Source organism: Azospirillum sp., assembly GCF_050789165.1.
This window is the reverse complement of sequence record NZ_JBOZRT010000143.1, coordinates 16,067-38,505: the sequence shown is the minus strand read 5'-3', so window position 1 is coordinate 38,505 and position 22,439 is coordinate 16,067. Positions and strand designations below refer to the sequence as shown.

Here is a 22,439-nt window from a genome sequence, read left to right as displayed (position 1 = left end):
GGTCGCCGCCATGACCGCCAAAGCCCCGCTCCTCGCCGTCCTCGCCGCCCTGCTGGCGGTTCCCGCGCTCGCCCCCGCCGTCGCCAAGGACCCGCCGCGCGCCCCGCTGCCGCAGCGCAAGCCCGGCGCCGCGGCGCCCCCCGCCGAACCGGCCAAGGCGGAGCCGCCGAAGGCCGCCGAGCAGACGTCCGCCGCCCTGGCGTCGCAGGGGGAGTGGCGGGTCGGCCCGGTCAACGCGCTGGACGGCACGTTCGCCTATTGCGTGGCGGAGAACCGCTTCACCAGCGGCCACGGCCTGATCATCGCGCGCAACACGCCGGGCGAGTTGAACATCGCGGTCGCCATCCCCGGCGCCCAACTGCCGCAGGACCAGCGCTGGGACGTCAAGGTGCAGGTGGACGAGGCGGTGCGCGAGAAGGTCGCGGTGGCCATGCAGCCCGACCTGCTGGTGGTCCCGCAGGGCAAGGACGAGGAGCTGTTCGGCCTGCTCCAGCGCGGCCGGCAGCTGACGGTGCTGTCGGCCACGGACCGCGTCGCCTTCCAGCTGAAGGGAACCGGCAAGGCGCTGGCCGACCTGAAGACCTGCGCCGAGAAGGCGGAGCCCGCGCCCACCAAGAAGGCGGCCAAGGACAAGCCGCAAACCCCGTCCAAGACGCCGTTCCCCGACGCGCTCGGCGAGATCCTCGCCCAGGCCGGCCTGCGCGAGGTGGAGCCGGTCAGCTTCACCGACGTGCCGGAGGAGAAGCGCCCGGCCGACTACGCGTGGCGCCTCGGCCGCGTGTTCGGCGGCGTGCGCGAGCGCACGGTGGGCGACGACGCCACCCTGGCGGCGCTGACCGACGAGTACGTGGGCACCCTGAAGGCCAAGTGCCCCGGCAAGGCCAGCGCCACCCTGTCCGCCGCCGAATCCCTGCAGGGCGTGGAGATCCGCACCGGCAGCGTCGATTGCGAGTCGAAGGAGGAGTCGGTGCACGTGGCGCTGACCTTCTACCTGACCGCGTCGCGCCTGTTCACCACCTTCTTCCACGAGGGGCCGGCCGCCGACGCCGCCACCTCCAACAAGGCGCGCGACAACATCACCACGGTGATCCGCCGCCTCGCCGGCGCGCCGCCGCCCCGCCCCTGAGGGCCCCATAGGGGCGCTCCATCCGGGCGAATTGACCGGCCGCCGCGGGACTCCAGATTCCCCGCATGCCGGACACCGCCCGTTCCCTCGACGATGCCCGCGCGGCGCAGGCCGTGTGCGAGGACGCCGCCCCCGCCGCGCCGACGCAGGCGCGCCGCGCCGTGCGCGACAGCGCGCTGGCGCTGGTGGTGCTGGCGGCGCTGCTCGGCGGCGTGGTGGGGTTCGGCGTCGGGCTGCTGCACCAGGCCGTGGTGGTGATCCAGGAATTGGCGTTCGCCCTGCCGCCCGGCACGCACCTCGGCGACCCGCTGGACCTGCCGGCGTGGCGCGTGGTCGCGGTGCCGGCGCTGGGCGGGCTGCTGCTGGGGGTGCTGGTGGCGGTGGTGCGCCGCTTCCGCCGCAACGAGATCGTCGATCCCGTGGAGGCCAACGCCCTGTTCGGCGGCAAGATGTCGCTGATCGACAGCCTGCGCCTGACGCTGGCCACCGTCCTGTCGAACGGGGCCGGCGCGTCGGTGGGGATGGAGGCGGCGTACACCCAGGCGGGGTCCGGCCTCGTCTCCGTCGTCGGGCAGCGGCTGCGCCTGCGCCGCGGCGACCTGCGCACGCTGGTCGGCTGCGGGGCGGCGGCGGCCATCGCCGCGGCCTACGGCGCGCCGCTGGCCGGCGCCTTCTACGCGTTCGAACTGGTGCTGGGCGGCTACACGCTGGCGACGCTGGCGCCCGTCGGCGCGGCGGCGGGTGTGGCGGTTGCGGTCACCACCTGGGTCGCCGGCCCGATCCCGGCCGTCATCGGCGGCCCCGGCGTGGACATCAACGGCTGGGACTACGCGGCCTACGGCGTCGTCGGCTTCCTCGCCGGCTGGCTCAGCATCGCCACCATGCAGCTGGTCACCGTGTCGGAGCGGGCGTTCCGCGCGCTGCCGATCCCCGCGTGGCTGCGTCCGGCGCTGGGCGGCGTGGCGGTCGGCGCGCTGGCGTTGTGGGTGCCGGACGTGCTGGGGGCGGGCCGGGGGGCGGAGCCGCCGGACCTGTCCGTCGGTGTGACCGGGCTGGCGCTGCTGATCGGCGCCAAGATGCTGGCCTCGGCACTGTCGCTGGGGTCGGGGTTCCGGGGCGGGCTGTTCAGCGCCTCGCTGTTCCTCGGCGGGCTGTTCGGCGGGTTGCTGGCGCTGCTGGCGGCCCGGTACGCGCCGGGCCTGGGGCTGGACGCCAAGGCGCTGGTGCTGGTCGCCATGGGCTCGGTCGCCGCGGGCATCGTCGGCGGGCCGGTGACCATGGTGCTGCTGGTGCTGGAGGCGACCAGCGACCTGTGGGCGGCGGCCGGCGTGCTGACCGGCGTGGTGGTGTCGACCACGGTGGTGCGGCAGGCCTTCGGCTACAGCTTCACCACGTGGCGCTTCCACCTGCGCGGCGTGCCGATCCGCGGCGCGCAGGACGTCGGCTGGATGGGCGACCTGCGCGCCGGCCGCCTGATGCGCCGCGACGCCAAGACGGTGCGCGCCGACCTGCCGCTGCCCGACCTCCGCACGCTCTACCCGCTGGGCAGCGCCAAGACGGTGTTCGTGGTGGACGGGGAGGGGCACTATTGCGGCGTGGTCGACATGACGGCGGTGCACGACCCGTCGCGCGACACCGCGCTGGAGGGCGGCACCGCCGCCGACATCGCCGGCCACCGCGAGGCGATCCTGCTGCTCGGCGACGACATCCGCACCACGCTGGCGCGCTTCTGCGAGACCGAGGCCGAGGCGCTGCCGGTGGTCGCCACCACCACCGACCGCCGCGTCCTCGGCTACCTGACGGAGGCCTTCGCGCTGCGCCGCTACAGCCAGGAGCTGGAACGGCTGCGCGGCGAGGAGATGGGCCAGCAGGGGCTGTACGGGCGGGACTGACCGCGCCGCCCGCGGCACCCGTGGCTCAGTGGTGCAGGCCCTGCAGCGCCTTGCGGCAGGAGTCCTCGCAACTGCGGCACTCCTCGGCGCAGATGCGGCAGTGCTCGTGCATCCTGGCGTGCTTCTCGCATTCCTCCGCGCACAGCCGGCAGGCGGTGGCGCAGGCTTCCAGCATGGCGCGGATGACCGCCTCGTTGGAGCCGCTGCGCCGCGTGGCGATGGCGCCGGTGGCGGTGCAGACGTCGGCGCAGTCCATGTTCAGGCGGATGCACTGCACCAGCTCGGCCACCATGCCCTCGCCCAGGCAGGCGTCGGCGCAGGTGGTGCAGGTCTGGGCGCAGTCGTAGCAGTCCTCGATGCAGCGGATCAGCGCGTCGTTGGTCTGGCCGCGGACGTGCGGGTGCGTGCTGATCATGGCGCGGGCGTGCATGGCGGGCCTCTGGTGCTGTGGGTGGGGGAGGGCGCGTATGAGGGCGCCCTGATGCACACCAACAGCGGGGGCGGGGGATGGTTCGGGGTGTGCGCTGGATCGAGCGGCGGCGGTTCTGAGATAGATTCCCGGTATGGCCGGTGTCGATCCCGTCCTGACAGTCCCCCTGGGGCCGAAACGCTCGAACCTCACTTTGCCGCCGGAGGACAGCCCCCGACCGCCATAACGTCATGCTTGTGTGACCGCTACGGCTGTTATGCATTGCACCACACTATTCCAGTCAAATATGCTAACAATCTTGCTGTCGCATCTGCGTTGGGGATAACATGGATTGCTCGAAGAGAATAGAAGAGGCGTTTCGCCACCAAGTTAGTGGGAAAATCCAAGAGGCCATAGCGCTTTATGAAATAGCGCATAAAGGGGGCAATGGAAGCTGGGAGTCTTATTTTAATCTCGGTAGTTGCTACTATCATGTGAAAAATTATCTATCAGCAGCAAAGTGCTATGCTGTTGCTATGGAGCACAAAAAGAACGATGACGTCATAAGAAATAACTTAGCTCACTCTATGATTCAGGCAATTCGTTTGGGGCAACTTCAGCCTTACGAAGGTATTTTTGTTGATGACGCCGCGTCTGCGATAGCTTCCGTCAACTCGTTAGAAGAACAAATAAGAAATTTTGTATTCGACAAAATAACTTGCTCTAAAAAAGAAGTGGTATTTGCGCAAGTTGGCGCCAATGACGGCGTTTCTCACAATCCTATTTGCAGACATGTCTTTAATGGGGGATGGAAAGGAGTGATGATTGAGCCGACGCCGCGCTTATTTGAAATTTTAAAATATAATTATAGAAATACAGATGTCGCATGTTTAAACTTGTGTGTTGGTCAAGAAAGTGGGCGAGTGAAATTTTACGCCGTGAAGCATTCGCCCGACATTAAAAACAATATCGTTTACCAAATAAACTCATTGGACCGTTCTTTTATCATAAAAAATAAACATCTGTTCCCAAGTGACGTAGATATCGACGAACTAATTGAGGAAATACCTGTTGATATGCGCCGACTTGATGATGTCCTGCGGGATTTGGGATTCGCGCACTTAGACATCCTGGTGGTTGATGCGGAAAGTTATGATTACCAGGTGCTTGCGAGTGCATGCCTTGAAAAATACAAACCAGAGGCCATTCTTTATGAAGCAAAAAATCTTTCCGAAAACGATAGGATTTCAGCCGAAGAAATGTTGAAGTCCCTTGACTACTCGATTGTCGAGTTGGAGGCTGATAGCCTTGCTTTAAGATGTGGACTTATGACGCAGAATGAAATCGCCTTTATTTCTAGCGTCGCGGCTCACAGCAAGCGTGAGCTACACAGGGCTTCTGTCATGCAAATATGGAAAGAGGCATCGCTGATGATTTCCGAAAAAGGCTGAATAAAAGCCAAAGCGTAACTACTCACGAGGCTGGTCAGCTGGCGAAGATGGGCTGACCGGCGAGCGCGCGTGAGATGGCCTGATGAGCGGAGAGGCCGTTGAGGCGGCCAGTGCCGATCACGTCACGGAGCGGGTTTGGGCGTGGCCATCAGAAGCAAGCGCGGCAGGAACGGCGGTCGCCGCGGTATCCGACGGATCTGACGGACACGGAGTGGATCCTGATCGAGCCCTGGCTGCCACGCCCGGCCAAGCACGGCCGGCGGCGCAGCGTCGATTTCCGGGAGGTCCTGAACGCCATCCGCTGCCTGGCCCGCACGGGCTGCGGCTGGCGCATGCTGCCCAAGGACTTCCCGCCCTGGCAGACGGTCTACTGGTGGTTCCGCCGTCGGCTGCGGCGCCTGCTGCTCCGCACGATCCTCGATCTCGCCCTCATGCTCGACCGCGAGATCGAAGGCCGGGCGGTCAGCCCGACCGCGGCGATGCCCCAGGGCTCTCACACCTCCACCTTTACCCCCAGCACCTCCGCCGCCGCCTTGACCATGTCCTTGTCCACCGGCGGCGGCGCCACGTTCACGTCCTTCTTCAGCGCCTCGGTCACGATCTCCAGCACCCGGGTCCGCGCGTACCACTTGGCGTTCCCCGCCACCGCGTGCCACGGGGCGTTCTCCCGGGAGGTCTCGTCGAACATGTCCTCGATGGCCTCTTCGTAGTCGCCCCACTTCTCGCGGTTGCGCAGATCCTCGGCGGTCAGCTTCCAGCGCTTGTAGGGGTTGGTCAGGCGCTCCTGGAAGCGCTTCAGCTGCTCGTCGGGCGTGATGTGCAGGAACAGCTTGACGATGCGGGCGCCGTCGTCGGTCAGCATCTTTTCGAAGTCGCGGATCTCGCCGTAGGCGCGCTTCCACTGCTCCTTGTCGGCGAAGCCCTCCACCCGCTCGACCAGCACGCGGCCGTACCAGGAACGGTCGAAGATGGCGAGGCCGCCCGGCGTCGGCAGGCGCTTCCAGAAGCGGTAGAGGTAGTGCCGGCCCTGCTCGTCGGGACGGGGCGCCGAGATCGGCCAGACGTGGAAGCCGCGGGGGTCGAGCGGCTCGGTCAGGCGGCGGATGGCGCCGCCCTTGCCGCCGGCGTCCCAGCCCTCGAACACGATGATGGCGCGGCGCTTCTCGTGCCAGTAGGTCTGCTGGATGTGCAGCAGCTCGGTCTGGAGATCCTTCAGCCGCTTCTCGTAGGTGTCCTTGTCGGCCAGCCGCGCCGCGTCCATGTCGAGCTTCGACAGGCGGATCTTGCCGTTCTTGTTCAGGCCGTTCTTGTTCAGGCCATTCTCGCCCTTGGGCATGCGTGCCACTCCCTCGTGCAACCGGGAACTTCTCCGTGACGCCGGGGTTGAGCGCGACGACACAGGAGCGAGGGGTAACATGGTCGCCGCCGGGCCGCGCATCTACAACCTGTTTCCGACTTTGGCCGGTCCCATGCGGGATTGGGCCGGCCACCTGCCGCGCATCCAGGGCATGGGGTTCGACTGGGTCTACCTGAACCCGATCCATTATCCGGGCTTCTCCGGCTCGCTGTACGCGGTGAAGGACCCGTACCGGCTGCACGACGTGATCCAGGGCGGCTCGCCCGACTCCCCCGACGACCTCGTGCGCGGCTTCGTCCAGCGGGCCCGCGAGCACGGCCTGTCGGTGATGCTCGACCTCGTGGTCAACCACACCTCCAAGGACGCGCTGCTCGCCGGCGAGCACCCGGACTGGTACCGCCGCGAGGCGAACGGCGAGATCTACAGCCCGCGCGCCGTCGATCCGGTGGACCCGCAGCTGGTCACCGTGTGGGGCGACCTCGCCGAGCTGGATTACGGCAACGCGCCGGCCCGCGCCGGCCTGGTCGAGCACTGGAGCCGCTACCTGCGCCACTACACCGGGCTGGGCATCAAGGGCTTCCGCTGCGACGCCGCCTACCAGGTCCCGGCCGAGGTCTGGCGCGCGCTCATCGGCGCCGCCCGCGAGGTCGACCCGGAGGTCAGCTTCTTTGCCGAGACGCTCGGCTGCACCGTGGAGCAGGTGAAGGACCTGTGCGGTGCCGGCTTCGACTTCCTCTACAACTCGGCCAAGTGGTGGGACTTCAAGGCCGACTGGCTGCTGGAGCAGTACGAGATCTACCGCCGCATCGCCCCCACCATCGCCTTCCCGGAGAGCCACGACACCGACCGCCTCGCCGCGGAGGTCGGCAGCCAGGACACCGAGCGGCTCGCCCGCCAGCTCAAGATGCACTACCTGTTTGCGGCGTGCTTCTCGACCGGCGTGATGGTGCCGGTGGGGTACGAGTACGGCTTCACCCGCAAGCTGGACGTGGTGAAGACCCGTCCCGAGGACTGGGAGGACCCGAAGCTCGACCTCACCCACTTCATCGGCGCGGTCAACGCCATGAAGCGCGATACCCCATCGCTCAACGTCGAGGGGCCGCAGTGGCGCGCCACCGCGCCGCACAGCCCGGTGCTGGGGCTGGTGCGCACGGTGAACGGCTCGGCCGAGGGCTGCTCGGTGGTGCTGCTGAATCCCGACGAGACCGGCGCGCACCGCATCGACCCCGGCCCGGTGCTGGCCTCCACCGGCGGCGACTTCGCCGGCTTCGACGACGTGACGCCGGAGGCGCAGGCCAAGCCCTTCGAGCCCGGCACCGACCTCGTCCTCAACCCGCTGGAACTTCGCGTCTTCCGCGGCCGGGCGGAGCAGACCCGGCCCATCGTCGTGCGCGGCCACGACCCCGACGCCGTCGCCCAGGCGCGCATGGACGAGCTGGCGAAGCGCCGCGTCACCATCGAGAACGTCTACCCGGAGATCGACAGCGGCCGCTTCCCGGTGCGCCGCGTCGCCGGCGACGTGATGGAGGTGTGGGCGGACATCTTCACCGACGGCACCTTCGTGCTGGGTGCCGAAGTGCTCTACAAGGCGGTGGACGAGCCGGAATGGCGCGCCGCCCCCATGGCCTTCCACGAGAACGACCGCTGGGTCGGCCGCGTGCCGCTGGTCCGCAACACGCGCTACGTCTACACCATCCAGGCGTGGCGCGACGTGTGGGAGAGCTGGCGCGCCGACTTCAAGAAGAAGCACGACGCCGGCCTCGACGTGTCGCTGGAACTGGTCGAGGGCCGCCGCTTCGTCGAGCAGGCGGCGGCGATGGCGCACGACGAGGGCCGCGCCATGCTGCAGCAGGTCATCGACCGCATGAACGCGCTGCAGGGCGACGAGCTGGTCCACTACGCCCTGTCCGACGGCCCGCGCCACACCATGCGCCACTTCGGCGAGCGGCAGTACCTCTCGCGCTACGGCTGCGAGCTGGAGGTGTGGGTGGACCGCACCCGCGCCCGTTACTCCTCGTGGTTCGAGATCTTCCCGCGCTCCGCCTCGCCGGACCCGAGCCGTCCCGGGACTTTCGACGACGTGATCGACATGCTGCCCATGGTGCGCGACATGGGCTTCGACGTGCTGTACTTCCCGCCGATCCACCCGATCGGGCGCAGCTTCCGCAAGGGCCGGAACAACACCCTCAACCCCGGCCCGGACGATCCCGGCGTGCCCTACGCCATCGGCGCCGACGAGGGCGGGCACGACGCCATCGACCCGATGATCGGCGACTTCGAGGGCTTCCGCCGGCTGGTGGAGGAGGCGCACCACCACGGCCTGGAGATCGCGCTGGACTTCGCCGTGCAGTGCTCCCCCGACCATCCCTGGATCAAGCAGCATCCGGAGTGGTTCTACTGGCGCCCCGACGGCACCATCCGCTACGCCGAGAACCCGCCGAAGAAGTACCAGGACATCGTCAACGTCAGCTTCTACCGCGACTCCTATCCGGGCCTGTGGTACGCGCTGCGCGACGTGGTGCTGTTCTGGTGCGACCAGGGTGTCCGCATCTTCCGCGTCGACAACCCGCACACCAAGCCCTTCCCGTTCTGGGAGTGGCTGATCGCCGAGGTGCGCGACCGCCACCCCGGCGCCATCTTCCTGGCCGAGGCCTTCACCCGGCCGAAGCTGATGCGGCGGCTGGCCAAGATCGGCTACCAGCAGTCCTACAGCTACTTCACCTGGCGCAACACCAAGCAGGAACTGACCGAGTACCTGACGGAACTGACCCAGGGCGAGTCCAAGGAGTACATGCTGCCCAACTTCTTCGCCAACACGCCGGACATCCTTCCCCCCATCCTGGTGCACGGCGGCCGGCCGGCGCACATGATGCGCGCGGTGCTGGCGGCGACGCTGTCGCCCAGCTACGGCCTCTACGGCCCCTACATCGTCTGCGAGGCCGACCCCTATCCGGGCAAGGAGGAATACAACCACTCGGAGAAGTACGAGATCCGCCACTGGAACTACGACGCGCCCGGCAACATCAAGGACTACGTCACCCGGATCAACCGCATCCGCCGCGAGAACCCGGCGCTGCACGAGTTCACCAACCTGAAATTCCACAACGCCTTCGACGACAACGTCCTGCTCTACAGCAAGATGACGCGGGCGAAGGACAACGTGATCCTGGTGGCGGTGAACGTCGATCCGCACAACGGGCACGGCGGCACCATCGAGGTCCCGCTGTGGGAACTCGGCCTGCCCGACGGCGCGCACGTGGAGGTGGAGGACCTGTTCACCGGCCAGCGCTTCCGCTGGATCGGCAAGTTCCAGCACGTCTGGCTCGACCCGCAGCAGAACCCGGCGGCGATCTGGCGCATCCGGCCGCCGGGGGCGTGACCCAGCCGGTCATGTACCATTCCATGGTACGATCCCCGGCGCACCCTTCCGGAGCCACCGATGAGCGACCCGCAGCGCACCCCGCCCCGCATGACCATCGAGGAGTTCCTCGTCTGGGACGACGGAAGCGGCATCAGCTACGAGCTGTTCGAGGGCCGCCCGATCCCGCGCCATGTCGAGTTCGTCAACGGCCGCCCGGTCGCCCAGGCGGCGCCGGCGGCCGAGCACGCGGCCATCGTCGCCAACATAAGTGGCGAACTGCGCAACCGTCTGCGCCCACCGTGCCGGCCGTTCTCCGAAGTCGGCATCGCGGTTTCCGACCGCGACGACACCTGGTATCAGGCGGACATCGCCGTTTTCTGTGCCGAGGGGCGCATTGCCGGGTCGATGCTGCCCAACCCGGTGCTGGTGGTCGAGGGCTCGTCCCCCGGCACGGCCGGGAAGGACGAAGGGCTGAAGCTGACCGACTATTGCGCCATTCCCAGCGTGCAGGCCGTCCTGTTCGTCGCGGTCGACCGCCCCGAGGCGCGGCTCATCCGCCGCGTCGCCGACCATTGGGAGATCGAGTTCCTGCGTGGTCCCGATGCCACGGCGCGCCTGCCATTCCTCGACGTCGAGCTGCCGCTGTCCGAGATTTACCGCGGCGTCGCCTTCGACTGACCCCGCTCCGCGCAACTTCCGTCCTCCCCCCGCGTTGCACAGCTTGCGCTCGGGAGGGAAAGCATGGACGACGCACTGCGCCTGCTGATCGGCAGCGGGCTTGAGAGCAAGGAGATCGGCGTGGCGCAGATGATGCTGCGCGCGGCGATCGTCTACCTGGCGACCGTGCTCATGGTCCGCATGGGCAAGAAGCGGTTCATGGGCAAGACCTCGGCGTTTGACGTGATCCTCGGCATCACGCTGGGGTCGGTGGTCAGCCGCGCGGTGACCGGCAACGCGCCGATGCTGCCGGCGCTGGCGGCGTCGGCGACGCTGGTGGCGCTGCACTGGGCGGTGTCGGCGGTGGCCTGCCGCTGGCACGGCTTCGGCCACCTGTTCAAGGGCGGCACCCGCATGCTGGTGCGCGACGGAACGGTGGACACAGCGCAGATGCGCGCCGCCCACCTGACCGCCCACGACCTGGAGGAAGACCTGCGCCGCAAGGGCCTGACCGACCCCGCCCAGGTCGCCGAAGCGCGCCTGGAGCGCAACGGCGACATCAGCGTCATCCGCGCGAAGCGCGAACCCAGGGTGGTCGAGGTCCGCGTCGCCGACGGCGTGCAGACGGTGCGGGTGGAACTGGGGTAGGGGAGGGACGGGTGCGGGACGGCCCTCCAGGTACTTTTCTCGGCCGTCATCCCCGCGCAGGCGCATAGGCCCTGACTTTGGGCGTCAAGCACGCTGCTGCCCTTGCAAACCTTTCTTTCATCGTCATCCCCGCGAAGGCGGGGATCCATGACTGGCAGAGCGGACCGCATTGGGACTTATGGATCCCCGCCTTCGCGGGGATGACGGTTTGGAGAAATACCCGAACACCGAAAGTGCCTATGGCGTGTGCCCCGGTGCCGACACGTCTGCCCGCCTACTCCGCCACCCGCTCATCCACCATGTGCACCCGGCAGCGCTTGCCGGTCGCCTGCTCGCAGTAGGCCAGCGCCTCGGCCTCGGCTTCGGCCGCGCTGCGGCGGCCGGTGCGCCAGCCGAAGCCGCCGCCCGGCGACACCGCGAAGGCCTTGTGGTCCGGCCCGGCCAGGAACTTGGCGAACGCCTCGCGGCCCTTCTCGTTCAGCGCCGGCGGCGGCCGCGCGGCCACCCGCGCCACCTCCAGCGGCGCGGCGCGCAGCGTCAGCTCCTGCGCCGCCAGGAAGCGGTCGACCAGCGGCGCCCAGATCGGTGTTCCCTCGCGGGTGAACAGCGCGTGGCCGTCCTCGCCGAACGGCGGCGTCATCACCAGGCTGGCCCGCCCGCCGGCGCCGTTGAACGCGGCGGCGAAGCGGCGTGCCAGCTCCGGCGAGAAGTAGTGGTCGTTCTCGGCGTACACCCACAGCATCGGCACCCGCGAGCGCCGGCCGAACGTGGCGAAGGCGTCGACAAGCCGCCCCTCGGTGCACACCTCGCCGTCGCGCGGCGAGCCGCGCCCGCCGGCGAAGCTGATCGCGGCGACCAGCCCCGGCGGCGGGTCGGCGGTCAGCGCCACCGTGGCGTACCCGCCGGCCGAGATGCCGACGCTGATGATCGTCCGCGCGTCCACGTAGGGCAGGCGGGCCGCGGCGCGGATCGCCCCGCGGACGTCGTCGGCGCTGCGCCGGCCGGAGGTGACGTAGTCCGGCGTTCCGCACGGCCCGCTGCTCTCCGCGTAGGGGCCGTCCGACTGGCCGTAGCCGCGCCGCATCACGATCAGCGCCGCCCAGCCGCGCCGGGCGAACTCCTGCGCCTGCGGCAGCGCCCGGTTGGGCGTGCGCTCGCGCCGCTCCTCGGCCTTGCGCGGGGCGCCGTGGTTGAGCACCGCCAGCGGGAACGGCCCCGGCCCGTCCGGGCGCACCATCAGCGCCTCCAGCGACACGGGCACGTCGCCGGCCTTGCCGGGGACCGTGACGGCGAGCCGCAACGGCTCCTGCACCAGCCCCGCCGCCGTGGCACTCCCGGAAACGGTCAAAAACCCGGCGATCAGCAGCAGGGCGAGCAGCGGGCGTGGCGGCATGGCGTCACCGTGGCGGGAGGCGGAAGCGTGATCGTAGCAGGCCGCGCGCCCGCGCGCAGCACGCCCCTCGCCGTACAAGGGTTCCCCGCCCACGCGGGCGACGGTATAGTCCGCCGCCCGCATCAGCCTCGAAGGATCTCCCATGCCCGTTTCCGACCGCACGGCTCCGGCCCCGGTGGCCGTGTTCACGCACGGCGAGCTGATCGGCGACGCGCTGACCAAGATCCCCTTCGTGCGGGCGCTGCGCGGCGTGTTCCCCGACCGCCGCATCGTCTGGATCTGCACCGAGGAGACGCAGCTCGCCACCACCCTGTGGCCGCTGATGGACGGCCTGATCGACGAGGTGCGCGAGAGCACCGGCATCGGCCGCAGCCCGCTGGAGCTGTTGAAGCCCTTTCCGATCCGCGAGCGCTTCTCGGTGGTCATCGACACCCAGGTGGTGGTGTGGCGCACGCTGCTGGCGCGCCGGCTGAAGCACGAGCTGTTCGTCTCGCCCTGCGCCAAGTACCGCTTCTCCGACCGCAAGCCGCCGGCCGGCTACGTCAAGCCGCGCCACGTGGTGGACCGGCTGTTCGACCTGCTGGAGGTGGCGACCGGCCAGCGTCCGGTGCTCGACAAGGCGGTCGCCGTTCCGGCCGACGCGGAGGCCGAGGCGCGCGTCCTGCTGCCGGACGGTCCGGCCTACGTCGCCATCGCGCCGGGGGCGGGCAAGCGCCACAAGTGCTGGCCGCTGTCCGGCTTCGTCGAGGTGGCGAAGGCGCAGGCCGCGCGCGGCCGGGTGCCGGTGTTCATCCTCGGCCCCGCCGAGACGGAGTGGGTGCCGGAGCTGCGCGCCGCCGTGCCGCAGGCGCTGTTCCCCTTGCAGGACGCGGCGCTGTCCGAGCCGCGCTACACGCCGCTGCGCACCATCGCGCTGAGCCGGTGCTGTTCGGCGGCGCTGGCCAACGACAGCGGCACCAGCCACCTGTTCGGCACCGCCGACGTGCCGCTGCTGGTGCTCTACGGCCCGACCGACGCCCTGAAGCTGATGCCCAAGGTGAAGCGCGGCGGCTTCCTCACCGCGTCGGAGTTCGGCGGCCCGGAGATGGAGCGCATCCCGGTGGATGCCGTGGTCGCGAAACTGGACGCGCTGGTGGAGCCGGCCGTGGTGCCGGCGTAGGTCACAAGACAACGGCACTTTTCCGCCATGCCTGCGAAGGCGCACAGGCGCTAAGTTAAGCGATTGGGGGCCGTCTCCCGGCACCCTTTCCCTTTTTCAGATCGTCATCCCCGCGAAGGCGGGGATCCATAATTCCCGAAGCGGCATGCCGTGGCAGTTATGGATCCCCGCCTTCGCGGGGATGACGTATTGGGAAGGTGGTCGTGTTCCTCCGTGCCTCTGTGTCTCCGTGTTTTTCCTGTCCACCGCGTGGTCCACGGGGCGGCGCATCGCCACCCGCGTTACCCCCACCGTACACGCCGGTATTGACGTACCGCCGCAACCTTGCGGCGTCCTTCTTGTTTCCCCGTGGACTTCCCTCAACCGGAACCGCGGCGACTCTCCATGATCGATCGGCAGGACCCCCTCTGGTACAAGGACGCGGTCATCTACCAGCTGCACATCAAGGCCTTCTTCGATTCCAACAACGACGGGATCGGCGATTTCGACGGCCTGCGGCAGAAGCTGGACTACATCCAGGACCTGGGCGTCACCGCGCTGTGGATCCTGCCCTTCTACCCCTCGCCGCTGCGCGACGACGGCTACGACATCGCCGACTACCGCGAGGTCAACCCGTCCTACGGCAACATGCAGGACTTCCGCCGCTTCCTCCGGGAATGCCACGACCGCGGCCTGCGGGTCATCACCGAGCTGGTGATCAACCACACCTCCGACCAGCATCCCTGGTTCCAGCGCGCCCGGCAGGCCAAGCCCGGCTCGGCGCACCGCAACTACTACGTCTGGTCCGACACCGACCAGAAGTACCAGGGCACCCGCATCATCTTCTGCGACACCGAGAAGTCCAACTGGACCTGGGACCCGGTGGCGCAGGCCTATTACTGGCACCGCTTCTACAGCCACCAGCCCGACCTGAACTTCGAGAACCCGCGGGTGATCCGCGAGGTGCTGAACACCATGCGCTACTGGCTGGACATGGGGGTGGACGGGCTGCGCCTCGACGCCATCCCCTACCTGCGCGAGCGCGAGGGCACCAACAACGAGAACCTGCCCGAGACGCACGAGGTGCTGAAGATCATCCGCGCCGAGGTCGACAAGCACTACGTCGACCGCATGCTGCTGGCTGAGGCCAACCAGTGGCCGGAGGACGTGCTGCCCTATTTCGGCGACCCGGAGAAGGGCGGCGACGAGTGCCACATGTCCTTCCACTTCCCGGTCATGCCGCGCATGTACATGGCGCTGGCCATGGAGGACCGGCACCCGATCGCCGACATCATGCGCCAGACGCCGGAGATCCCCGAGCGCAGCCAGTGGGCCATCTTCCTGCGCAACCACGACGAGCTGACGCTGGAGATGGTCACCAACGACGAGCGCGACTATCTCTGGAACTTCTACGCCACCGACCGGCGCATGCGGATCAACTTAGGCATCCGCCGCCGCCTGGCGCCCCTGCTGGAGAACGACCGCCGCAAGATCGAGCTGCTGAACAGCCTGCTGATGTCCATGCCGGGCACGCCGGTGGTCTACTACGGCGACGAGATCGGCATGGGCGACAACATCTATCTCGGCGACCGCGACGGCGTGCGCACGCCCATGCAGTGGTCGCCCGACCGCAACGGCGGCTTCAGCCGCGCCGACCCCGCGCGCCTCTTCCTGCCGGCCATCCAGGACCCGATCTACGGCTTCCAGGCGGTCAACGTCGAGGCGCAGCAGCGCAACCCGTCCTCGCTGCTGAACTGGACCAAGCGCCTGATCGCCGTGCGCCAGCAGCACAAGGCCTTCGGCCGGGGCGAGTTCCGGCTGCTCTACCCCGGCAACCGCAAGATCCTCGCCTACCTCCGCGTCTTCCGCGACGGCGAGCGCGAGGAGACCATCCTGTGCGTCGCCAACCTGTCGCGCTCGGCGCAGGCCGTCGAGCTGGACCTCAAGCAGTTCAAGGGCCGCATCCCGGTGGAGATGCTGGGCCGCACGGCGTTCCCGCCGATCGGCGACCTGACCTACCTGCTGACCCTGCCGGCCTACGGCTTCTACTGGTTCGCGCTGGCCGCCGAGGCCGAGCTGCCGAGCTGGCACGAGACCCTGCCGGAGCCCAACCCCGACCTCGTCACCCTGGTGGTGCGCGAGGGCTGGTCGATCCCGGCGAACAGCCGCAGCCTGACCGAGTTCGAGGGCTCGGTCCTGCCGACCTTCCTCCCCGCCCAGCGCTGGTTCGCCGCCAAGGACCAGGACATCGCCGGCGCGCGCGTCACCGGGTGGGCGCAGCTTCCCGCCCCCGGCGACGGCTACCTGCTGTCGAGGATCGAGGTGGCCGTGTCCGGCGACGGCGGCCCGCAGCGGTATTTCCTGCCGCTGGGCATGAGCTGGGCGCACGACGCCGGCACCGTCGGCTGGCCCCTGCTGCCCTTCACGCTGGCCAAGGTGCGCCGCGGCCCGCAGCCCGGCGCGCTGTTCGACGCGGCGGCCGAGGAGGGCTTCATCCGCGCGCTGGTCAAGGCGCTGCGCGACGGCCGCGAGCTGAAGGCGAACGACGGCGCGCTGCGCTTCCAGCCCACCTCGCGCCTCTCCGCCATCGACTTCCGCGAGGACGCCGAGATCCGCCGTGTCGGCGTCGAGCAGTCCAACACCTCGGTCCTGATCGGCGACCAGGCGATGGTGAAGGTGCTGCGCCGCCTGTCCCCCGGCATCCATCCGGAGCTGGAGGTCGGCCGCTTCCTCACCGAGGTGGCGGGCTTCGCCAACGCGCCGCCGCTGCTGGGCTCGCTGGAGCACGTGGCGGAGGACGGCACGCCGACCACGCTGGCGGTGGTGCAGGGCTACGTGCGCAACCAGGGCGACGGCTGGACCACCACCATCGCCTACCTGGAGCGCGAGCTGGACGAGCTGACCGTCAACGCCCCGCAGGCCGCCGACGAGACCGCGGAGGGCGAGCCCTTCGCCGTCTACCGCCAGTGGGCGGCGACGCTGGGCCAGCGCACCGCCGAGCTGCACCGCGCCTTCGCCACCCCCGGCGGCGGCCCCGACTTCGACCCCGAGCCGGTCACCGCCGACGACCTGACGGACTGGGCCGACCGCGCCCGCCGGCAGGCCGACAGCGCCTTCGCCTGCCTGTCGGCGGCGCTCGACCGCCTGTCCGGCACCACCCGCGCCGAGGCCGAGTCCCTGCTGTCGCGCAAGCGCGAGGTCTTCGACCGCCTGGACGAGGCCGCCGCCCGCCCGGCCGACGTCGTGAAGACCCGCGTGCACGGCGACTACCACCTGGGTCAGGTCCTCCAGGCGCAGAACGACTTCTACGTCATCGACTTCGAGGGCGAACCCGCCCGCCCACTGTCCGAGCGACGGTCCAAGCGCTCGCCGCTGATCGACGTGGCGGGGATGCTGCGCTCGTTCGACTACGCGGCGTGGGCGGCGATCTTCCGGCTGGAGTCGCGCCTGCCCGACCAGGGCGCCTCGGCCCGCCTTGCCGCGGCGGTGCGCGACTGGCAGGCGCGCACCGAGGCGACGTTCCTGGAGTCCTACCGCGACAACGCGCGCGTCGGCGGCGTGTGGCCGGCCGACGAGGGCGCGGCGCGGCGTCTCCTCACGCTGTTCCTGCTGGAAAAGGCGCTCTACGAGATCGCCTACGAGGCGGCGAACCGCCCGAACTGGCTGTGCATCCCGGTGAAGGGCGTGCTCGGCCTGCTCGACGGCGACGCGCTGCCGGCGTGGGAGTAGGTTCGAAGCTCCGAAAGTCACATTGACCGCAAGCCCCTGTTGAGCCACGAAGTCATTACCGAGAGGGAAGGGACAAGCGATGCCGAACGAGATCAGCACCCGGCTCAAGGCCGACCCGAAGAAGGCGGCCCTGTTCCGCGGCGGCATCGAGGCGATCGTGCGGGCCGACCACGGCGACCCGTTCGCCATTCTCGGCATGCACCAGGACGGCGCCGACGCGCCGGTCGAGGTGCGCGCCTTCTTCCCCGGCGCCGAGCGCGCCTGGGTGATCGACAGCGCGACCGGCGAGCCGGCGGCGGAGATGCACCGCCTGCACGACGACGGCTTCCTCGCCGCCGTCATGCCCGACCGCCGCCAGCGCTTCCGCTACCGCCTGCGCGTCGCGTTCCCGCTGGCCACCCTGGAGTTCGAGGACGCCTACCGCTTCGGCCAGATCCTGGGCGAGCTGGACCTGCACCTGATCGCCGAGGGCAACCACCTGCGCGCCTACGAGCGCCTGGGCGCCCACCCGCGCGAGATCGACGGGGTGGCCGGCGTCGCCTTCGCCGTGTGGGCGCCGAACGCCCGCCGGGTCAGCGTGGTCGGCGACTTCTGCGAGTGGGACGGCCGCCGCCTGCCCATGCGCAAGCGCGTCGAGGCCGGCGTCTGGGAGATCTTCGTCCCGCACGCCGGGGCCGGCGACCGCTACAAGTTCGAGATCAAGGGCCCGGAGGGCGAGATGCTGCCCCTCAAGGCCGACCCCTACGCCTTCGAGGCGGAGATGCGCCCGGCCACCGCGTCGGTGGTGCACGGCCTGCCGTCCTACGGCTGGCAGGACCACAGCTGGATGCACGACCGCGCGCACGCCCAGGACCGCGAGGCGCCGGTGAGCGTCTACGAGGTGCACCTCGGCTCCTGGGCGCGGGTGCCGGAGGAGGACAACCGCTTCCTCACCTACGACGAGCTGGCCGAGCGGCTGATCCCCTACGCCCGCGACCTCGGCTTCACCCACATCGAGCTGCTGCCGATCACCGAGCACCCGTTCGACGGCTCCTGGGGCTACCAGCCCATCGGCCTGTACGCGCCGACCAAGCGGCACGGCGGCCCGGAGGACTTCAAGCGCTTCGTCGACGCGTGCCACCGCGAGGGTCTCGGCGTCATCCTCGACTGGGTGCCCGGCCATTTCCCGACCGACCAGCACGGCCTGGGCCTGTTCGACGGCACGCACCTGTACGAGCATTCCGACCCGCGCCAGGGCTTCCACATGGACTGGAACACCCTGATCTACAATTTCGGCCGGCGCGAGGTGTCGAACTTCCTGCTGGGCAACGCGCTGTTCTGGCTGGAGCAGTACCACCTGGACGGCCTGCGCGTGGACGCGGTGGCCTCCATGCTCTACCTCGACTACAGCCGCAAGGAGGGGGAGTGGATCCCCAATCAGTTCGGCGGCCGCGAGAACCTGGAGTCGATCGCCTTCCTCAAGCGCATGAACGAGCTGACCTTCGGCCGGCACGACGGCGCCACCACCATCGCCGAGGAGTCCACCGCCTGGCCCGGCGTGTCGCGGCCGACCTACCTGGGCGGCCTGGGCTTCGGGTACAAGTGGAACATGGGGTGGATGCACGACACCCTGAACTACATGTCGAAGGACCCGATCCACCGCCGCTACCACCACCACCACCTGACCTTCGGCCTGCTCTACGCCTTCTCCGAGAACTTTGTGCTGCCGCTGAGCCACGACGAGGTGGTGCACGGCAAGGGCTCGCTGATCGAGAAGATGCCGGGCGACGCGTGGCAGAAGTTCGCCAACCTGCGCGCCTACTACGCCTTCATGTGGACGCATCCGGGCAAGAAGCTGCTGTTCATGGGCGGCGAGTTCGCGCAGTGGCGCGAGTGGAACGACGCCGCCAGCCTGGACTGGCACCTGCTGGACGAGCCCCTGCACCGCGGCATGCGCGACCTGATCCGCGAGCTGAACGGCCTGTACCGCGACGAGCCGGCGCTGCACCAGCTCGACACCGACCCGGCCGGCTTCGAGTGGATCGAGGCGAACGACTCCGACAACAGCGTGCTGACCTTCCTGCGCAAGGGGCGCGACCCCGAGCATGTGTTCATCGTGGTGTGCAACTTCACGCCGGTGCCGCGCGAGGGCTACCGCGTCGGCGTGCCGTACGCCGGGCGCTACGTGACGCGGCTGAACACCGACGACACGCGCTTCGGCGGCAGCGGCGTCAGCCCCGGCGAGGCCGTGGACGCCGAGGAGGTGTCGTGGCACGGCCGCCCGTGGTCGCTGAACCTGACGCTGCCGCCGCTGGGGACGGTGGTGTTGGAACGGAGGGAGAGTACCCGATAAGACATTACTCTTGCCTGCCGACACCGATGTGCCGGCAGGTGGGCGCTGTGGCAAATAACTAGATGATATTTCCCCTAACTTCCGTAATTACATCTTCATAGAAGCTCCGGATTACGGGATCGCTCATATCCTCTGCAATTATTTGATCCTTGCGCTTTATGTGGAAAAACTCGGTGGGAGGTCCCGCGGCCCCAATATTGCGCACTACTAATAACTCGTGTTTGTCTAATATGCGCCGAAGTGTTCCCCAATACGGGTCTTGTAAGATGCGCCGAACACTTTTGTCATCGCTGTCTCGAATCCAAAATCGTTTGTGTCTGCTGATGCGCCCTATTAAATAATAAAGTTCATGTTCTCGCACATCGCTAGGTATGGTTGATTCGGCACTCCCCAACTCTCGGTGATCAGGTGAGTGAGCAGTAATCCAGGCTTCAATTTCTGTATTATTATTCAGTATCTTGTCCGGAAGTTGAACGCGCTGGGGCAATGGAAAGTTCCTCGGTAGCGCAGTGCCGGAGTCTGCGAGCAGAGAAACAATATGGCAAGAATTGTCAAACTCAAAAGCCCGTAAATCAGCTTCTCTAGCATCAAGCTGTGTTATCAAGGCTGATCTAAGGCGAAGGCCTCCCGCGGTTTGCGTAACAACAGCTTGGTCGATTGCAATATCAGACAGCACCGGAATGCTTTTTTCGTAGTAACTTCCCATCGCGGCAACCACAAGTGCGGCAAGGTTGCCCCTAGAGCGATCGTAATCTCCAAGTTCGTTTATGCGTGCTACGGCTTCCTTGATGAATGCTGAAATCTTCTTCGGCTTGTAATGGCCAATTACTTCCGCAAAACTGGAAAGTAAATCCGCCCCAAAAATATTCCGTCTAACGAATTTCGGCACTTCCCCATCAGCCACTGCATCTATAGTGATTCGGCTAAGGAAATGATTGAACAGGTGAGAGTGTGAAAATCTTCTGTAATTTGGGCGCTCGTCTGGGATCAGGAAGGCAATTACACCAGCCCGATTCTTTAGAATTCCAGAAAGCGAGTTAGGCACGGTATCGATCGCTACCATCTCTGCTAGCCAGCTTAGGGAATCGCTGGATATCGCGTCGGTCTGATTCTCTGCCAAGTCGCGAGCTACTTCTCCTAAGAAAGTGAGAACGAACTTTTCCCTTTGCTCCTTCTTAGTTGCGGCTTCTACGTCGGTGCCAAATTTATCGGCTTCTCGTTTGATCATGGTTTCAGCCAGAAACCACGTCAAATCGTCCACCTCCCTACGCTCAATCTGTTCCCGAACTCCCTCTCTTGAAAGTTCATTAAGGAAGAATGGGCGCAATGCATATGAACCAGGCTCAAACAGTGGTTCAACGTTATCTTGTTCTAGGGCTTGTGGTGTCCAGCCATTCTTCTTAAGCCATTCTTTTGCATCCTTTGGTGTAATTGGTTGAAGAGTTACAGTGTTTAAAATATCCCGGCTAGGACGATAGCTTTTTAAGGCAGATATCAGTCTGTCTCGTCCAATAAACGTTTCTCGGCCAGAGAGTATCAAAGATCCGCGTCCGCAAACGGATGAAATGAGCGCGTTAACTTGCGCCCAGGCAAGCTCATACCCGTTAGGATCGCCCAGCTCGTCAAATCCATCGATGGCCAAAGTAACTAGTCCGTGGCGCACTAATATGGGGATTTGATCGTAGGTTACGTTTAGCCTTAAGGTTTGCAGGCTAAAGGCCATAAGATCCATTATATTTTGGAGCATGCGCCCGCGGCTTTCGACATGCAAAATAAGCGGATGCCTAAGTACACGGTATTTTACCGCGCGATTATATGCCAGTGATCTTATAAAACTAGTTTTGCCAATGCCCGCCGGCCCGTCAATCAATAGAATGTGTACATTTGCGTCAAGGCTATTTCCTGGATTATCGACAGCGGCGTCAACATGATCAATGCTGGCCGGGCCATTGTGATTAGACAAAATTCCAGTCACTGGAATGGTATTGCCAGCAACTTTTTCTTGTAAAATAAGAGATTGCGCATCAGCCCACCGCCCAATGCCTCCAAAATTATTGGAGGCAAGTAGTGCACGAAAATTTAAATGTTTCTGTTGTCCATCATTTCTTTTTTCATCAATGGTCCCATCTGAATATATTACTAACTCTGTCTCTCGGCCATTCCTTACTAGGCGAACTACAACTTGAGATCCGCTACTTACCGAGCGGGGGGGCTCCGTGCCCAGATCTGCAAAGAAGGCTAGATCTGACAGGAGTGATGCCTGGGTATGCGCAGTGTCGTTGGTCATTTGTACACCTGAAAATCGTCTAATTTCAAAAATGGCCCCGCGGCTCGCTTTCTAATTAGCAGGACACGTCTGTGCCTATTACCTCGGATCGCCTCGATAGTGTAAAGCGGTGGCACAAGGTCATCATCCTCCCCCATGATCAATATCCAACTATCTGAATCTCGGTGAGCTAAATCAACAATATCGGACGCCATGGCCGTATCGACCATTTTTTCCTCAAGTGCGTCTTTTCGGCGTGCGCGCCGGCTGACCGGGCGCAACGTATCTGGCAGATGCACCCCCAGACGTGTATGCAGGCGCGTGTCCAAGGCGGAAATTAGTCGATCCCCAAACGAAATATCTGGCCTAATTATAACATTGCTGTTTGTGGATAAAAGAGAGAAGTTTGTGCCAGCTGAAGCAGTAATTAGTGCTCTCCTATTTTCTGTTGGTTCAAATCCTTTGTGCCAACCATGATATATTCTTAAATTTACACTGAATCTGGCCTCGACGCTAATATGGCGCAATGCGCGTCCTATGATTTTCCCTACATGATTTAGAGTTTGTTCTGCGACAAACGTCGGTACTCCCTTTGGGGGATTCGCGTTATGGATCTGGGAATTCCAGTCAACAAAGGCTACGACGGGTGTTGGGCGTAAATTGGTCATCTGTAAGGTCAA

At 66.2% G+C, this 22,439-nt stretch carries 14 protein-coding genes and 1 pseudogene; 10 read left to right on the top strand and 5 right to left on the bottom strand.

The window, feature by feature from the left end; all coding sequences use genetic code 11:
• Positions 1–10 precede the first annotated feature (10 nt).
• Positions 11–1,126 carry a hypothetical protein gene (locus ACRWK7_RS29810; RefSeq protein WP_431860602.1) on the top strand — a complete coding sequence of 372 codons (1,116 nt, stop codon included), beginning with the start codon at positions 11–13 and terminating at the stop codon, positions 1,124–1,126.
• Between the two features lie 65 nt (positions 1,127–1,191).
• Positions 1,192–3,018, top strand: coding sequence for a chloride channel protein (locus ACRWK7_RS29805; protein ID WP_431860600.1), 1,827 nt, complete (start codon positions 1,192–1,194; stop codon positions 3,016–3,018).
• Positions 3,019–3,043: 25 nt separating this feature from the next.
• Here ACRWK7_RS29805 and ACRWK7_RS29800 read toward each other — a convergent pair whose 3' ends face one another.
• On the bottom strand, positions 3,044–3,448 hold the full coding sequence (locus tag ACRWK7_RS29800; RefSeq protein ID WP_431860599.1) for a four-helix bundle copper-binding protein: 405 nt from the start codon (positions 3,446–3,448) through the stop codon (positions 3,044–3,046).
• Between the two features lie 326 nt (positions 3,449–3,774).
• Here ACRWK7_RS29800 and ACRWK7_RS29795 point away from each other — a divergent pair, with 326 nt between their 5' ends.
• Together ACRWK7_RS29795 and ACRWK7_RS29790 are read left to right on the top strand one after the other, a co-directional pair.
• Complete coding sequence (locus ACRWK7_RS29795) at positions 3,775–4,878, top strand: FkbM family methyltransferase (RefSeq protein ID WP_431860597.1); 1,104 nt, start codon at positions 3,775–3,777, stop codon at positions 4,876–4,878.
• A gap of 116 nt (positions 4,879–4,994) precedes the next feature.
• Positions 4,995–5,360 (top strand): annotated as a pseudogene (locus ACRWK7_RS29790) (transposase); the annotation flags it as partial.
• A gap of 11 nt (positions 5,361–5,371) precedes the next feature.
• Here the strand turns inward: ACRWK7_RS29790 and ACRWK7_RS29785 are convergent.
• Positions 5,372–6,214, bottom strand: coding sequence for a polyphosphate kinase 2 family protein (locus ACRWK7_RS29785; protein WP_431860595.1), 843 nt, complete (start codon positions 6,212–6,214; stop codon positions 5,372–5,374).
• Between the two features lie 79 nt (positions 6,215–6,293).
• On the opposite strand from ACRWK7_RS29785, the gene ACRWK7_RS29780 reads away from it, so the two are divergent.
• The 3 genes from ACRWK7_RS29780 to ACRWK7_RS29770 all read left to right on the top strand — a co-directional run bounded on the left by ACRWK7_RS29780 (position 6,294) and on the right by ACRWK7_RS29770 (position 10,901).
• On the top strand, positions 6,294–9,614 hold the full coding sequence (locus tag ACRWK7_RS29780; RefSeq protein ID WP_431860593.1) for a maltotransferase domain-containing protein: 3,321 nt from the start codon (positions 6,294–6,296) through the stop codon (positions 9,612–9,614).
• A 60-nt stretch (positions 9,615–9,674) separates the two neighbouring features.
• Positions 9,675–10,274 (top strand): Uma2 family endonuclease, encoded by a 600-nt coding sequence (locus ACRWK7_RS29775; protein ID WP_431860591.1) that lies wholly within the window; start codon positions 9,675–9,677, stop codon positions 10,272–10,274.
• Between the two features lie 63 nt (positions 10,275–10,337).
• Positions 10,338–10,901: a DUF421 domain-containing protein gene (locus ACRWK7_RS29770; RefSeq protein ID WP_431860590.1), complete on the top strand. Its 564-nt coding sequence runs from the start codon at positions 10,338–10,340 to the stop codon at positions 10,899–10,901.
• Between the two features lie 274 nt (positions 10,902–11,175).
• Here ACRWK7_RS29770 and ACRWK7_RS29765 read toward each other — a convergent pair whose 3' ends face one another.
• The gene (locus ACRWK7_RS29765; RefSeq protein ID WP_431860588.1) at positions 11,176–12,294 is read right to left on the bottom strand and encodes an alpha/beta hydrolase family protein; all 1,119 of its coding nucleotides are present in this window, start codon (positions 12,292–12,294) and stop codon (positions 11,176–11,178) included.
• Between the two features lie 142 nt (positions 12,295–12,436).
• On the opposite strand from ACRWK7_RS29765, the gene ACRWK7_RS29760 reads away from it, so the two are divergent.
• From ACRWK7_RS29760 to glgB, 3 genes are all read left to right on the top strand, one after another.
• A complete protein-coding gene (locus tag ACRWK7_RS29760) occupies positions 12,437–13,453 on the top strand; it encodes a glycosyltransferase family 9 protein (RefSeq protein WP_431860587.1) in 1,017 nt (338 codons plus the stop codon).
• Positions 13,454–13,837: 384 nt separating this feature from the next.
• Complete coding sequence (gene treS, locus ACRWK7_RS29755; protein WP_431860585.1) at positions 13,838–17,161, top strand: maltose alpha-D-glucosyltransferase; 3,324 nt, start codon at positions 13,838–13,840, stop codon at positions 17,159–17,161.
• Between the two features lie 79 nt (positions 17,162–17,240).
• Positions 17,241–19,493 (top strand): 1,4-alpha-glucan branching protein GlgB, encoded by a 2,253-nt coding sequence (gene glgB / locus ACRWK7_RS29750; protein ID WP_431860583.1) that lies wholly within the window; start codon positions 17,241–17,243, stop codon positions 19,491–19,493.
• Between the two features lie 58 nt (positions 19,494–19,551).
• On the opposite strand, the gene ACRWK7_RS29745 is transcribed toward glgB, so the two are convergent.
• Both ACRWK7_RS29745 and ACRWK7_RS29740 read right to left on the bottom strand, forming a co-directional pair.
• Positions 19,552–21,780: a hypothetical protein gene (locus tag ACRWK7_RS29745; RefSeq protein ID WP_431860581.1), complete on the bottom strand. Its 2,229-nt coding sequence runs from the start codon at positions 21,778–21,780 to the stop codon at positions 19,552–19,554.
• On the bottom strand, positions 21,777–22,427 hold the full coding sequence (locus ACRWK7_RS29740) for a hypothetical protein (RefSeq protein ID WP_431860579.1): 651 nt from the start codon (positions 22,425–22,427) through the stop codon (positions 21,777–21,779). The genes ACRWK7_RS29745 and ACRWK7_RS29740 overlap by 4 nt, the downstream gene beginning before the upstream one ends.
• Between the last annotated feature and the right edge of the window lie 12 nt (positions 22,428–22,439).